Below are 15,506 nucleotides of genomic sequence, written 5' to 3' on the forward strand. Positions count from 1 at the left end.
AAAATTACTTGTCTGCGGGCGGGTCAATATCCATTTTGATAATACCCTGACTTAACAAAGTATATAGCTGCTGTAAATCAGGTTGATTTTGCAGCAAAGCCAGGTGATTATCCATGGTAGTTTGGTCATTACGTACCGCAGGGCCGGTCTGTACATTGCCGGGCAATGAAGTCATCGCCTTCTCGGCAGTTTCCAGAATTAACGGACGGATGAGATTAAAATCCAAATCATGCTGCGCCAATAATTGCTGCGCGATGTTATATAAATAGTTAGGAAAGTTGCAGGCGAATACCGCCGCCAGGTGCAATATTTTACGCTGAGCACTATCGACAGTGTAAACGTTATTGCTGATGGTTTGCGCCAGTTCGGTTAGTTCTTTGGCGATGTCTGCATTAGCTGCTTCAATACACAAGGGCACATCCCTGAAATCTATCTCGCGGGTCTTGCTAAAGGTTTGCAGGGGATAGAATACACCCACATTTTCAGCGTACGCTTGTAAAGCATACATATGGGTAGCGCCGGAGGTGTGTACCATCAGTTTGTTGTACGATGCCAATTGTTCGGCAACCGGGCCAATAGCGTCGTCTTTTATAGAGATAACAAACAGGTCTGTTTCGGGATCAATTTGAGTAAGGTCACTAACAGGTTCAGCTTTTACGTGATAAGCGAGTAGTGCCGCATGCTGCGCATCGCGGCTGTATACCTGCACAATCCGGTGTCCCGCGTTTTTAAACGCGGCAGCCAGGTGTGTGGCTACATTGCCTGAACCGATGATGGTGATGCGCATAGACCTTATTTATTGCTGTCATTGCGAGCGTAGCGTGGCAATCTCAAGTAAGCAATTCGGTGATGCAAAGTTCGCGATTGCTTCGCTTTGCTCGCAATGACAAACTTAGTTTACTTTCAACTCCTTATTCCTTCTAAATATCGACAGTAAAATACCTATCACCATAATAATGGTACCAGACCACAGGAAGTTAATATCAGGGAACTGTATGGCACGCATTACAATCCATTTTTTGGCGCTTTCAGGCTGTTGGAAAACGGTGATCTCTACTTTACCTTTTTTAGGCAATACCTGGCTAAAACGGAATTTCACGCCAGCATCGTCAACCTTGCGGGCAAAATCAAACGCGTTATTGCTGCGGATCATATAAACAGGCTCTACCTCGTAAGTTTTATCGTGCGATACTACCTTCAATTTAGCACCAATTGCAACGTCTTTATCAGTCAGAGCGATATCTTGTACTTTATCCACTTTACCAAGGCTGGTTAGTATTGCATAGCCTTCTCTAAAATGAAGGGTATCGCCAACCTTAACCTCGTAAGGAATCGGCGCTTCGTATTTTTTATCATCGTCGGCTTCGGTATGCCCATCGGCGGCTGATGCGTCATCAACAGAAATATTGTTCGACCAGGTAATATGGGTATATAAATCGCTAAACAAATAATGCTTGGTATCCGGCGATGCGATCAACCCCATTTTGGGGTTGGCTTGCGCGTTTGGTTTCAGTATAAAATGTTCTGTAACCTTACCGCTTGCATCAACCACCTTGTAATCAACCTTGAAGAAATGATCAGGAGCGGATACCGAGTCGCCTACATAAGTTACTGTATACTTACCCATTTTGATGGGGGTGTTTTTATACATCAGCAGGTTCTCGCGTGGATTATTTTTTGCCCGCACAAACTCTTCTGTAAACTGCTCGCCGGTATTATTTACAGAGATTATTTCGCTCGTTCCGGCCGAGATCAAAGCACCAACCATAATTAAGCCAAAACCAATATGCGCTACTGCCGAGCCTGCCAGTTTAAACTTACCTTTTAAAGCATCAATTAATACTTTACCGTTAGCCAGGATGGAATAAATAGCGCCAACCATGATCATTATAAATACAAACTGTAGTTTGATAGCGCCGGTAAAATAGATAACCGGTATAGTAATCAATACGGCTATTACCAGGTAAACCAGCGTAGATATAAAGAATTTTACGCTGTCGGTCTTTTTATATTTCAGGAATTGGGTGAAACCGGTTAACAATGTAACCACCACCGCAAACGAGGCTTGTACAATGTTATAATGTTTTACCGGATCAGTCGGCGGAGCCAGTTTGGTGCCGAATATGGCATTCCATACCGGGATAGATGACACCACCACCAGGTGGAAACACGACAGGCACAAAAATATAGCACCCACAAACATCCAGAATTCGCGGGAATAGGTTTCTTCGTCTTTGGTGGTCTTAGGCAACTCTTTCCAGCGTATCACCAGCAAAACAACTGCTATTACCAAAAAGATTACTACGTCGGCCACCAGATGCCAGAACAAACCGGCATCGGTAAAAGCGTGTACAGAGGTGTCGCCTAAAATACCACTGCGGGTAAGGAATGAAGCATATAATACCAACACAAAGCTGGCTAATACCAAAATAGTTGTAGTAATATAGGAATGGCCGGTATTTTTGTAAACGATCATTACGTGCACTGCGCCAACTAATATTAACCAGGGGATAATCGAAGCATTCTCTACCGGGTCCCAAGCCCAGAAACCGCCAAAGCTTAAAGACTCGTAGGCCCAGAACGCACCCATGATAATGCCGGTACCCAATATCATCATTGCAAATAAAGCGTACGGAAGCGCGGCAGATACCCATTCTTTATAACGTTTTTGCCAAAGACCGGCAATCGCGTAAGCAAATGGTACCACCATTGATGCAAAACCCAGGAACAGCGTTGGCGGATGTATGACCATCCAATAGTTCTCCAACAGGGGGTTCATGCCGTTACCATCTTTAATATAAGCCAGGTAATGGTGGTATGCTTCCGGATTTCCGATAAAAATTGGTGCACTCTTAAGATCAATAGCTTCACGCAATAAAATAAATGGTGACGAACCAATGCGTGCACCGAAGATGTCTACGCCTATCAGCATAGTAGCTAACACGGCTTGCGATAACGCAATAACGGTTAACACCGGTGCTTCCCATGATTTTGCTTTCCGAACCAAAACGCAGCTTATAACGCCTTGCCAGAAGTTCCATAACCAGAAACTCCCTTCCTGCCCATCCCAAAAACTTGAAATGATGAAGTGGATAGGCAAAGCACGCGACGAGTGCTCTGAAGCATAATTATACTCAAAAAGGTGATTTAAGATAACGTAGTATAAGCAAGTGCCAATGCCAATTACCGAAAACATGTTAGTAATGGTACCTATACGGCCCAGGCGTTTCCATGAAGTATCGGTAGGATTGGTAGCTGCAAAATAATAGCTTATTGCCGCAAACAGGGCCGAGCCAAATGCCAAAATTGTAAAGAACTGGCCAAGGTGGCCCGGTAAAAGGTGTTCGCCTTTAAAAGCTGTATCCATTAAGTGAGTTTATGTTATATGCTGGCCTGCTTACTTTTGGCCTCGGTAATATCTACTTGGTCGTTTTTGTATTTCGACGGACATTTCATTAAAATATGATTTGCGTGAAACTCACTGCCTTTCATCTGGCCGGTTAAAACAATTTGCTCTGAGCGTTCAAAATCCTGTGGTTTACTACCTATGAAAACCACTTTACACTCCTGTCCCTTATTATCTTTCATGTAAAAAGAAAAATAGTTAGCGTCTTTAGTTGCGTCATAGATCAACTGCTTTGATTTATTCAGGTGGCCTACAACGTGCAGCTCGCTTGTGGTATTTTGCGCATCTTTAAATGAGCCGTAAGTACTTGAATTTGAGTAAACACTAATAATTACCGCAATTGCAATTGCGATAACGACAAGACCAAATATGGATGTTTTTTTCATTTACGGTTTATCTTCTTGAACTTAATTGTGCAAAAATACAAAACGTACAGGTAATAACGTTTATTACTATCGATATATACTATTTAGAATCTATCTAAACAATTACCGGATTATGGATATTGATCCGCTTTTGGTGATCTTTTGATTATAATACGTGTCTAGTCCGTCAAACAACCAATAATAAGTACCTGCCGGAAGGGGCTTGCCGTTAAAATTACCGTCCCATAAATCGGCTTTTGATTTGGAGAGGTGCATGAGTTGCCCGTACCTGTTGTATATATTCAGACTGTTAAACTGCACAAAACCCTCTATATGCAAACTAAAAACATCATTAACACCGTCGTTATTGGGTGTAAAGACATTGGGGGCCGTAACCACATAAGGCAGCGGCGGCAACACTTGCACATTTACGCCTTTCACTATTTCGCAGCCCATATCACTTATTGCTTTAATGTAATAGCTGCCACTTTGGCTAATTTTTGTGTAGTTATTTAGCGGGATGGTAGCGTCCGGATCTTTAAAATAGGTGTAAGTATTATTGTGCTGAGCTGCAAATGTTGATGTAAGATCGACAGTGGCAGGATAACGTGCCGGCGCCGGGTCGGTAGTGTTTAGTACAGGCGCCGTTAATTTAACATATACCTGTGCAGTATGCGGGCAGCCATTGGGCGTGGTACCACGAATGTAATAGTTGCCGGGCAAAACCACTTTGGTCGAGTCGCGCACGTGGGTCTTCTCTGATATTTCAGTAAAATAGTTTAATGTAAACCCCGGACTACTGCCTGCCGTTACTGCCTGCGGAGTAAGATCTACTCCTGTTTCGGGACAACCATATAGTGTATCTACAGTTTTTAAAGTCAAGCCGTCATGAATCTGATTCACAGTGGTATACAAAATATCATCGCAGCCCTGGCCGGGGAAAGGAATTATTCTTACCGCGTACTGCGTATTATCTGGCGGCGGCGGGTAAATACTTAAAAGCGGGCCGCTTCCTAATGATTTGGACAGATCGCCGGTAAGCCATTGATAATCTGCAAATCCGCGGGGGCCTTGTAGAACTACGGGTTGGGTTGAATCGCAATAGGTATTTCCGGTGATTGGGCCGGTAGACAAACCTTCATCAATATCAAGATAAGCGTAGCCAAAATGCCCCCCTTCCACGCAATCCTGGGTGGTAAACTGCAAAGTCATAAACTTGCCCGCATAACCATGCAAATTGATGGTAACTGCCGACCAATCTTTATAATAAATGGTTGCGGAGTCTGTTCCTGCACTCCTGCTGTTTGCCGCAGGAACTTTGGACAGTTTAAATCCGGGCAAGGTATCGGCAGCTATAAAATCAAACGCCGGGCAAGGTATATACACTTTATCCTGTTCGTCAAATATATGCGCTACAAACCGGGGTTGCTGGAACGACATATGATTTGGATTTTGTAGTACTACGGCATAGTTAAACGTAACCACATAAGGCACCAAATTTGCAGAATCGGGAACCTTAAAAGTAAAACTTATGGCTTCGCATTGCGCGTTTACGCTATCGTTTCCCAGCCGCATAGAATAGTTGCTGCCGTTTGGGCACAGAACAGGGAAACCGCCATATCTATCCAGTTTACCAGAGTCGTTTGCCTTGCTAAACAACGTGTGCCGGGTACGTATAGGGCCATGACTGCTTAAGTGCAGTTCGCCGTTGGCATCTACCGTCCCGTCTTCACAGATCCAGCCATTAAAAGAGCCGTCTTCAAAGCCCACGTTAGGTGGTAATTGAGCGAAGGCACGCGCACTGAGCAGCAATAATATCAGCAGCAGGGGTTTAAACACTGGTTTTAAATAAAAAGATCCGTAAATCTTAGGTTGTAATCATTATCATGATTACGTGGGCCAACAAAAAATCGTTGCCTTAGCAAACATCAACCTGTTAATTTACAGAATGCTATATCATCCAACAAAAAAAGGCAGACCAAATTGGCCTGCCTTTGCATTATTTTCTTTGGGCTGGCTTACGGCCAAATACCCAGATTCTGATATGACACTGCAATTTTATTAATCACCCCAACTAAAGCTGCGGTGCGCATACCGTCAATCTTTTCATTGTTTCTATATATTTCGCGGATCTCATGGTATGAGCGGATCATGGTATCCTCTAAGCCCGAGTTAACCAGTTCTAACTCAGATGCACCTTTAACTATGGTAGCGCGCTGTATAGGCGTTAAAGCAACCCCTGTAAGGCCCTCAACCATGTTTACCATATTAAGATTGGTATTTTCTTCAAACCTGCGGTTAATGCGGCCAAATGCCACGTGAGACAGGTTCTTTAACCACTCGAAATAAGATACGGTTACACCGCCCGCGTTTGCATACATATCCGGCACTACAATACCGCCCATTTCGTAAAATATGGTTTCGGCTTCCGGGCTGGTTGGGCCGTTTGCACCTTCAACAATAATTTTTGCTTTGATGTTGCGGATGTTAGCTACGGTAAGCTGGTTCTCTAAAGCCGCCGGTACAAGGATATCGCAAGGCTGTTCCAAGCCTTCCATGGTGTTTTTAAACTCTTTCTTAGCGCCTGCATACCCCAGGATAGAACCTGTTGATTTACGGTGTTGAAAAACGGCCTCAACGTCCAGGCCATCCTCATTGTAAATAGCGCCTTCAAACTCGCATAGCCCTACTATCGTAGCGCCAAACTCGCCCAAAAACTTAGCAGAATAATAGCCCACATTACCCAGGCCCTGTACAATTACCCTTTTACCAGATATGCCTGGTGTTAAACCTATTTTTTGCATATCCTCTGCAACCGTTACACATTCACGGGCAGCAATAGCTACTCCCCTGCCTGTAGCTTCGCGACGGCCGGCTATACCGTGTAGTGCTATTGGTTTACCGGTTACGGCACCCATAGCATCCAATTGGCCCGGATTCATGGTGGCATAGGTATCAGCAATCCAGCTCATTTCGCGTTCGCCGCTGCCGTAATCTGGCGCAGGTACATCAATGCTGGGGCCTATAAAGTTTTTCTTGATTAGCTCCACCGTGTAACGGCGGGTAATATTCTCCAATTCCTGGACGGTATAATTTTTAGGATTGATTTTGATACCGCCTTTTGCGCCGCCAAAGGGTACGTTAACAATAGCGCATTTGTAGGTCATTAGTGCGGCAAGCGCCATCACCTCGTCCTCGTTCACCATTTCGCTGTAGCGGATACCGCCTTTAGTTGGCGATTGATGATGAGAGTGCTCTACACGCCATGCATCGATCACTTCAAAACCATTGCCGCGACGGATAGGGAAGCGGAAACGGTAAACACTGTTACATGATTTGATTTGGTCTAATAAACCGGCGTCGTGCGTAGTAAACTGTGCTGCATAATCGAAGTTGCTGCATACATCGGCAAAGAAGTGTGTGTCCTGATTAGCGGCTGAATTATTTGTAGCCATAAGTATTGTTGATGAAATATGAATTTGTTAATAAACGACGCAAATTTGAGATATATTTTATCAAAATCGCAATTTATTATATACGTGTACCGTATACCTATTTTAACAATAGTACAAAAACTATGTTTAAACAACAATAGCTTGTTTTCAACAGTTATTTATCTTTTTCTATTTTTTTCAATCGGCGATCGATAGAGAATAAATAGATGGCTAATCCGATGAAAATTATGACTATGGTAGCTATAACCACATAAATTTTTCCGGAGCTGCGGAATGTGTCAGCCATTTCAATTTGATTAGGTTGCTGCGCGAATGCGCTTACAAATGACAGCAGGAATAATATGACGATGAGTGATCTTTTCATTAGTTTATGTTGTTTCTCTTATTCTCAATTAAACGGATGCGGTAACGCAAAGTAGCTATCCAAATGGCTATAAAACTCCATCCCAACATAGCGGGGTAAAAAGCCACCTTCATGCCGTTATCCAAATCATACCTTCCAAAAGCAGGATTACCGCCACTGCCGGGATGCAATGAATCTGTAAGTCTCGGCAAAACAAATATCAGCACTATCATTACCGGGAAAGCGAAGATGTTATAGATAGCCGAGATCTTAGCGCGTTTTTGCTCTTCATCAATCGAGTTTCTTAAAACCAGATAAGCACAATACAATAAAAAGGCAATAGCAGCACTGTTTTGTTTGGGGTCGCCACTCCAAAACTCGCCCCAGGCATATTTGGCCCAAAGCATACCAGTTAGCAATCCTAAGGTAAAAAACGCTAAACCGGTATTCACGCACTCAACTGCAGCAAGGTCGTACTCTTCTTTGCCTGTCTTTAAATATTTTATGCTAAAGTATACCGATATGGTAAACACCGAAAGCATACCCATCCACATGGGCACGTGAAAATAAAGATTACGTATTGTTTCATGCAAAATCGGTAACCTGGGTACAGGTAATATCAGGCCGGTTATAAGCGTTGAAAGAACCAGTAAAACTGCCAGTACTTTCCACCAGGTTTGGTATATAAATTTCATATTGATCGGTAGGGCAAATGTAGTATTATTTGCGTTGAGAAACCAAATAGTGTCAAACGATACTAACGTTTTTCGGTAGGCACGTAGTCAACCGGCAAAAGTTGCGATAGACGACTTTGGCTCCAGGTGCCTTCATAAAGAGGTTCGCCATTAACTACAATACCGTTCTTGTCGAAATAAGCAACAGGCGGAGTACTGGTAAATGTTATCACACTGGTCTCATAGTTAGGCATATCCAACGGACGGAAAATATCTTTATAGTTAGTCTCATCGCGTTTTTTAGTATACATTACATACAAATAATTTGGGCAGGTAATGGCAAAAATTCCCGGTGTTTGGGTGGTGCGCAGCAGCTCAAATGAAGCATATGGTGTTTGGGTGAGCTTGTCCATATAATACTTAGACATATTGGCCAGCTCGATATAATGGTTAGCCGAATCTATTTTACGCAGATCTTTAAACCTGCTTATCCGTTGGCGCAGTACTTCATCAGTAGGGCGGTCCGGATTTAGATAGCGGGTTAAATGATGTAATTCAAACCCCTCTTCGGCCAGTTTATCGGTATATAGCGAACGATAAAAATGCATAGCCGAACCATAATATGAATCATCGCGAGCCTTATCCCATATTTTTTTCTGCGCTTTTGATCCGGGCAACTCCTCAAACAAACGCTCACCGCCATAAGTGATGATCTCGGCAATACCATCACTCTTAAAACCTTTCAATAAAAATTTTACGCGATAGCCCAGCGCCAGGTTATCAATTACCAGGAACCTGTCGGTCTCGGCCTCAAGGGTTAATGCTCTTTTATGATAAGTAAAATAAAGTGCTTCAGGATTTAGTATAGTACACAATTTGGCATTGGCGTCGGCTCCTATAAAATCCTTTTTAAACTGTTCAAAATTGCGTCGCCAATCGGCTTTGGCTGTGGTTGAAATGATAACCTCGCGCAGCTGAATTACTTTGGGTTCTAATTCTACCTCAACTGTAACCGGCTCCTCGCCCACCTGTATCTTTTTGGTAAAATCTTCAAAGCCTACGGCAGTAACTACCAGGGTATACTGCCCGGGCCTTAGACGAGTAAGCTCGTACGAGCCATCAGGCCCTGAAATAGTACCGAAAGATGAGTTGCTTAAAAACACACTGGCACGTTGTACCGGCGATTTTGACGCCTTGGTTACCACCTTACCGCTAATGGTTATGTCTTGCGCCAACGCAGCAACGGGAAGTAAAAAACAAAAAAGCAGTAAACGTAAAAATCGCATAGGAAACTGTACTGTGGCTTTAAACCGCTAATTAAAACATTTACAGTTAAATTATATTGCAGGTGGGTATTAAAATATGTTAAATACCCGCGATTTTAATCTCGTTTTAATGTCTGGCTTTCCAGGAACTGGTCTTGGGTGCTATAGGGTGTATAATCTACCGGTAACAACACCGACAGGCGCGCTTGCGACCACGATCCTTCATACGACGGGCTCTTGCCAACTACAGTTCCGTTTTTGTCGATCATTACAGAACGGTTATCATTGATCAAACTCACAATAGTGGTCTGATAGTTCAAATCGCCGGGGCTGCGGTAAACTTCTTTATAATAATTCACCTCCCATTTTTTGGTGTAAACCACGTACAGATGGTTGGGGAATGTCAACTCCTTTAAGTTTGGATTGACGGTTGATTTCAGAATATCCTTTACGTTAAACCGGCCGTGAAATTTTTGATTGGCATAGCGCGAACTCCGGGCTGCTGCGTTCCAAAATTTCAGCGAATCCGGACTCAGCTGTCTTGCTTTGGCTATATGCGCCTCAATCTCGCTATCTGTCGGCCTAAATTCATTTACGTCGCGCGATAGATTATAAATCCGATAACCGCCTTCTTCCAGGCTATCCTTAAATAACGATCTATAAAAATGCATGGCCGAGCCGTAATAGGCTTCATCGCGTTTTTGCTGCCATTTCTTTTGCTGCCATTTGCTGGCTTTCATTTCTTCAAAAACCTGGCTGCCGGCATAGGCTACATTTCCCAACTGCAACTCGCTTCTGAAATTTTTAAGCAGAAATTTTATTCGATAGCCTAACGCATGATTCTCTATCACCAGGAATTGGTCTGCATAAGCTTCCAGTACAGTTTTATTTTGATGATAAGCAAAATTTAACACATCAGGGTTCAATATTTTACAGTCGGCAGCATTGGCATCGGTACCAATAAAGTCTTGCTTAAACTGTTCAAGGGCTTCCCTTTTGTCTGACTTTGACATGGTGGATATAGTAACCTCTTTCAGTTCATTTACTTTTGGCTGGAGTTCAACATTCAAAGTAACTGCCGCATCATTGATAGATACCACCTGTACCTGATCTTCATACCCTACAGAGCTAACTACCAGGTTATACTGCCCCTGCTTTAAGCCGTTCAAAATAAAGGTACCATCTTTGGTGGTTGAGGTACCGAATGACGAGTTGCTTAAAAACACGCTCGCGCCTGCTACCGCAGCTTTGGTATCTGCAGCTGTTATTTTACCGGTAATAGTAACACTTTGCGCCCAGCTTATAGCGGGCATCATCATCAACAAAAATATCCTCAACAATTTCATCAGCTAGTTTTAAAATGTAATTAACGCATGGTAGCGTAAGGTATTATCAATCTCGCCATAAAAACGGAAACAGTAGCAAAGCTGTTGCCATAACAATGACATTAATGGCACACAGCGCGCCTATATCGCCATAACTTGAACTACGATCAAGGCCATCCATAGCATGTTTACTCAGGCGGATCAAAATCAAAATAACGGGGATGATAACCGGAAAACTTAATATAGCCATCAGTGTGCCGTTATTACCTGCTTTTGACGCAATGGCCGATATCATAGTAAATACTGTCGAAAAACTTAAACTACCCAATATTACCACCAGGAAGTAAAACAGCGGATCGCCGATGGTATTGGTGAAGAACAGCAGATATACTATCAGCGCCAGGATGCTGAGCAATGACATCAGTAAAATATTGTAAATAGTTTTTGATAAAATGATGGCTTGCGGGCTGGCTATGGAATAATAATAAAGCAACCGGCTCTTACTTTCCTGCAAAAAACTTTTGGCTATAGCATTTACGGATGCAAACAAAATAATGATCCAGAATAAAACATTCCATACAACTTTATAACCATCGCTTTTTTCGAAGCCCGGTGTAAGCGTAAATGAGATGTAGCAAATAAACACTGTTGAAACCACGTAAAGCAATACACCGTTGAAAGCGTATTTTGAACGCCACTCCAGCACTACTTCTTTTTTAAAAAGCTCCCACGTTTGGTCAAAAAGTTTCATCGGTGTAAAAATAGTAATTAGCGCGTCTTAAATTGCCGATTAGCGAAAAAGAGCCTTAAATTTACCGTATGCCAGTAATGTATTACAAAACGCCGGTAGGCATTGCCATGATTGCAGAGGACGATGGTTTTATTAGCCGGGTACATATTTTGGATGAGGAGCGCGAAGCTACAGAACCATCATCGCCTCTACTTCAAGAAATTGCAAAGCAGTTTGATGAATATTTTGCGGGCACGCGGCGTGATTTTGACCTGCCGATAAAACAGTCCGGGTCTGATTTCCAACAGCAGGTTTGGCAGGAATTATTAAAGATTGAATACGGCAAAACCATCAGCTACAACGAGCAATCTTTACGCATGAACAGCCCATTGGCCATACGTGCTATTGCAGCTGCCAATGGCCGGAACAATCTGTGGGTAGTTGTACCCTGTCACCGTGTAATCGGATCGAACGGAAGCCTTACCGGCTATGCAGGCGGACTGTGGCGTAAAAAATGGCTACTGGAGCACGAAGCTAAAGTAGCCGGTATTGGCCAGACCAGGCTTGAATTTTAGCTTTAGATTCGGCTCAATAATCTTTCCATTTTTTCATGTAGCTGCGCCGGGACGAAGGGTTTCGACAACACATCGTTCATACCTGATGCCAAAGCCTCTTGTTGTTCATGATCAAACGTAGCCGCCGATAGCGAAATGATTGGGATACTGCGCTTAGGCTCTTCAAAATCAATCCTGATTTTGCGGGCTGCCTGGTAACCATTCATTTCAGGCATGTGGGTATCCATCAATATCAGGTCGTAGTTATTTTCTTTAAGCTTATCCAAAACCTTATGGCCGTTATTCACCATTTCAACTTTTACTTTCCAGTCGTTAAGTATTTTTGAAAGCATAAATTGGTTTACCAGGTTATCTTCAGCTACCAAAATACTAATACCTTCAAATGGTGCAAGTTCGCTTGTGGCCTTCTTTACCGCCTCTTCTGCAGGCTTAGCAGCAACGGTATACCAGTTGGTAAACGTAAATATGCTACCCTTCCCGATGCGGCTGTCGACGGTTAGTTCGCCGCCTTTTAACTCAATCAATTTTTTAACAATAGCCAAACCCAGGCCTGTGCCGCCATATTTGTTAGCCGTATCATCGTCAGCCTGTTCAAATGATTCAAAAATATCATTAAGGCGATGTTTGGGTATGCCTATGCCTGTATCTTCAACAATAAATTGCAGCTTAACTTTATCTGATTCTTTAGCTAATTGTGTCACATTTAACTTTACATGACCACGTTTGGTAAACTTGATGGCGTTACTCAGTAAATTCATTAAGATTTGATTTAACCTTAATGAGTCGACTATCAGGTATTCCGGAATCTCGTTATCTACGTGCAAGAAAAATTCAATGTGCTCTTCGTCTGCTTTAAACTTCAGCAACCTGTAAGCAGACTGTACCAGGTCTCTGATTTTCTTTGGAGAGCGGATGATGCTGAATTTACCAGCATCTATTTTAGAGATATCTAAAACGTCGTTAATTACCCCCAACAAAGATTGCGACGATACATCCAACATATCTACCATACCGTTTTGCTGATCTGTAAGCGGCGTTTTACGCAGGAGCGATGTTATACCTATAATACCATTGATGGGCGTACGTAGCTCATGGCTCATGTTAGCCAGGAACGTTTCTTTAGCTTTTTTTCCAATTTCGGCCGCTTCCTTAGATTTAATCAGCTGGTTTTCGTAACTTTTTTGCGGTGAGACATCGTTGATATTAAAAAACAACATTTTGTTGCGATAAGCCACGCGACACTCAACCGAGATAGGATTTTTAGAAAACGTTGCAAACTGGCAATCTAAAACCGACATGGTTAAGTTTTCTTTAAGGATATCGCCAAGTCGTTTACGAAAAGTCGCTCTATCTTCGTCAACTACACGGTCGACAATACTTTTACCGATAAGCTCCGTCTGCCGGTAGCCTAAAATAGTTTCCACGGCAGGATTAATAGTTTTTATGCGCAAAGTTTCAGCATCAACCGTACAAATAATATCAGCCGAGTTTTTAACCACCATGGCATAATTTTCCAGCTCTTCGTTTTTCAACTTTAAGTCTGCCTGCGCACGGGCCAGCTGTATAAATGAGTCAACCTTGGCCGATGTTATATACGGATCAAGCGGTTTATATAAATAATCTACTGCACCTACACCTAATCCTTTTACAGCATAGCGGGTTTCTTTTGATATTGCGGTAACAAACAACACCAGGATATCTTTGGTACGCGGGTTTGATTTCAACATCTCCACAAACTCAAAGCCGTCCATTTCTGGCATTTGAACATCAACTAAAGCTATGGCAATATTGTTTTCCCAAGCTATTTTAAGCGCATCATTAGGAGATGTAGTAGAAAATATCTTAATATCGTTTCGATCCAACAGTGCCTCAAGCGCTATGATATTCTCCTGGCGGTCATCAACTATAAGAACATTAATGGGGGTCGGCATTATAATCAGTTAGGGGTCTTGAAAAAAATTATAGTTGAAAAAGTTCCAGTATTTCTTTAGTATTCAGCACGTACTGCGCAGCTTCCATGTTAATTGCAGATTGCGGCATTTCAGGCATTTCAGCCTCCAACGGATTTTGCGCTATAGTAAGCGCTCCGTTTTTGCGCAATTTAAACAATCCTTCTGCTCCATCCGGGTTAGCTCCTGAAAACAGCACCGCAGTACATTTTTCGCAATATATATCAGAAGCGCTATCGAAAGCTACATCAATTGATGGTTTTGAATACCATACAGCATCAGACACGTCTAAACTAAAAGATCTGTCTTTCTCAATTAGGGTATGGTAGTTTGCCGGCGCAATGTAAACTGTATTGTTCTTAATTACGTCTTTGTCACTAACTTCCCTGAGTGACATACGGCTACTTTCTGCAAACAGTTTTTCTATTTCGCTAAAAAAATTTTTTTTTCGGTGGATGACAATCAGTACTGCTTTATCGAGGTTTTTGGGAAACGCTTTTACAGCGCTGTAAATCGGCTTAAACGAACCTGCAGAGCCACCCAGCAACAACAAATCAGATTTGCGCCAGCGTTCTATGATATATGGGTCAAGAGCCAATTTTTTGGTATATATTTTCTTTTTGGTTGATAACCTTAAACTTTTTCCTGAAACTGTCAGAACGGATAGTTTCTTTTGAACCTAAACATAAAAAACCAAGCGGGGCAAGGCTTTTATAAAAAAGATCAAGAATCCTTTCCTGTAATTCTATTTCAAAATAGATAAATACGTTACGGCAACTTATCAGTTGAAACTCGTTAAACACATTATCTGATACCAGGTTATGTACGGAAAATAAAGTATTTTGTTTCAATTCGGCATGTATTGATGCTGCATCATACATAATAGTGAAGTGATCTGTTATTGACCCTGCCAAACCCGCCATCTGGTAGTTTTCTGCGTAGCTTTTTATTTTACGCAGGCTATAAATACCTTTCCGGGCCTCTTTCAGGCATTCGGTATTGATATCAGTACCGTAGATAAATGCTTTTTTGCGGAGGCCGGCCTGATTCAGCAATATGGCTAATGAATAAGCTTCTTCGCCGGATGAGCAGCCGGCACACCAGATCTTAGTGTGTTGATATGATGATAAATAGGGAATTACCTGTTCATTAAAAGCCCGGTAAAACGATGGATCACGAAACATTTCGGTAACGTTCACCGTAACTTCTTCCAGAAAATGCTGAAAGAAACCCTTATCATTTACCAATACATGTTTCAGGTCGTAAAACTGCAGCCTCTTTAACTGCATAATGCGTGTAACCCTGCGCTTTAACGAGGCCTTGGTATAACTGCTAAAATCAAAGCCGTAAATTTTCTTTACCAGGTCTATGATCTCGGTTATTTGTGGGGTAGTTATAGTCTCGGCGGCAACATGCATA

At 42.5% G+C, this 15,506-nt stretch carries 14 protein-coding genes; 1 reads left to right on the forward strand and 13 read right to left on the reverse strand.

Annotated elements, in window-relative coordinates:
- Positions 1-4: 4 nt before the first annotated feature.
- The 10 genes from HB679_RS06140 to HB679_RS06185 form a co-directional block, all read right to left on the reverse strand.
- Positions 5-787, reverse strand: coding sequence for a Rossmann-like and DUF2520 domain-containing protein (locus HB679_RS06140; protein WP_214071049.1), 783 nt, complete (start codon positions 785-787; stop codon positions 5-7).
- Between the two features lie 105 nt (positions 788-892).
- Positions 893-3,367 (reverse strand): cytochrome c biogenesis protein CcsA, encoded by a 2,475-nt coding sequence (gene ccsA / locus HB679_RS06145; RefSeq protein WP_214071050.1) that lies wholly within the window; start codon positions 3,365-3,367, stop codon positions 893-895.
- Between the two features lie 14 nt (positions 3,368-3,381).
- Complete coding sequence (locus HB679_RS06150; protein WP_214071051.1) at positions 3,382-3,792, reverse strand: cytochrome c maturation protein CcmE; 411 nt, start codon at positions 3,790-3,792, stop codon at positions 3,382-3,384.
- Positions 3,793-3,894: 102 nt separating this feature from the next.
- Entirely contained in the window at positions 3,895-5,610 is a 1,716-nt protein-coding gene (locus tag HB679_RS20700; protein ID WP_214071052.1) for a gliding motility-associated C-terminal domain-containing protein, read from the reverse strand.
- 179 nt (positions 5,611-5,789) lie between these two features.
- Positions 5,790-7,226, reverse strand: a complete 1,437-nt coding sequence (locus HB679_RS06160) for a Glu/Leu/Phe/Val dehydrogenase (RefSeq protein ID WP_214071053.1) — start codon at positions 7,224-7,226, stop codon at positions 5,790-5,792.
- A 154-nt stretch (positions 7,227-7,380) separates the two neighbouring features.
- Positions 7,381-7,590 (reverse strand): CcmD family protein, encoded by a 210-nt coding sequence (locus HB679_RS06165; RefSeq protein WP_214071054.1) that lies wholly within the window; start codon positions 7,588-7,590, stop codon positions 7,381-7,383.
- Positions 7,590-8,255, reverse strand: a complete 666-nt coding sequence (gene ccsA / locus HB679_RS06170) for a cytochrome c biogenesis protein CcsA (RefSeq protein WP_346345138.1) — start codon at positions 8,253-8,255, stop codon at positions 7,590-7,592. The genes HB679_RS06165 and ccsA (HB679_RS06170) overlap by 1 nt, the downstream gene beginning before the upstream one ends.
- Positions 8,256-8,326: 71 nt before the next feature.
- Entirely contained in the window at positions 8,327-9,529 is a 1,203-nt protein-coding gene (locus HB679_RS06175) for a carboxypeptidase-like regulatory domain-containing protein (RefSeq protein WP_214071056.1), read from the reverse strand.
- A 95-nt stretch (positions 9,530-9,624) separates the two neighbouring features.
- Positions 9,625-10,854 carry a carboxypeptidase-like regulatory domain-containing protein gene (locus HB679_RS06180; RefSeq protein ID WP_214071057.1) on the reverse strand — a complete coding sequence of 410 codons (1,230 nt, stop codon included), beginning with the start codon at positions 10,852-10,854 and terminating at the stop codon, positions 9,625-9,627.
- A 46-nt stretch (positions 10,855-10,900) separates the two neighbouring features.
- Complete coding sequence (locus HB679_RS06185; RefSeq protein WP_214071058.1) at positions 10,901-11,584, reverse strand: heme exporter protein CcmB; 684 nt, start codon at positions 11,582-11,584, stop codon at positions 10,901-10,903.
- Between the two features lie 68 nt (positions 11,585-11,652).
- On the opposite strand from HB679_RS06185, the gene HB679_RS06190 reads away from it, so the two are divergent.
- Positions 11,653-12,138 carry a methylated-DNA--[protein]-cysteine S-methyltransferase gene (locus tag HB679_RS06190; RefSeq protein WP_214071059.1) on the forward strand — a complete coding sequence of 162 codons (486 nt, stop codon included), beginning with the start codon at positions 11,653-11,655 and terminating at the stop codon, positions 12,136-12,138.
- 2 nt (positions 12,139-12,140) lie between these two features.
- Here HB679_RS06190 and HB679_RS06195 read toward each other — a convergent pair whose 3' ends face one another.
- From HB679_RS06195 to HB679_RS06205, 3 genes are read right to left on the reverse strand one after another with little or no spacing between them, the layout of a single operon-like run.
- Positions 12,141-14,069, reverse strand: coding sequence for a response regulator (locus HB679_RS06195; RefSeq protein WP_214071060.1), 1,929 nt, complete (start codon positions 14,067-14,069; stop codon positions 12,141-12,143).
- 28 nt (positions 14,070-14,097) lie between these two features.
- Complete coding sequence (locus tag HB679_RS06200; RefSeq protein ID WP_214071061.1) at positions 14,098-14,685, reverse strand: chemotaxis protein CheB; 588 nt, start codon at positions 14,683-14,685, stop codon at positions 14,098-14,100.
- Complete coding sequence (locus HB679_RS06205; RefSeq protein WP_214071062.1) at positions 14,675-15,505, reverse strand: protein-glutamate O-methyltransferase CheR; 831 nt, start codon at positions 15,503-15,505, stop codon at positions 14,675-14,677. The genes HB679_RS06200 and HB679_RS06205 overlap by 11 nt, the downstream gene beginning before the upstream one ends.
- Between the last annotated feature and the right edge of the window lies 1 nt (position 15,506).

This window comes from Mucilaginibacter sp. dw_454, from assembly GCF_018449775.1.
Classification (GTDB): Bacteria; Bacteroidota; Bacteroidia; order Sphingobacteriales; family Sphingobacteriaceae; genus Mucilaginibacter.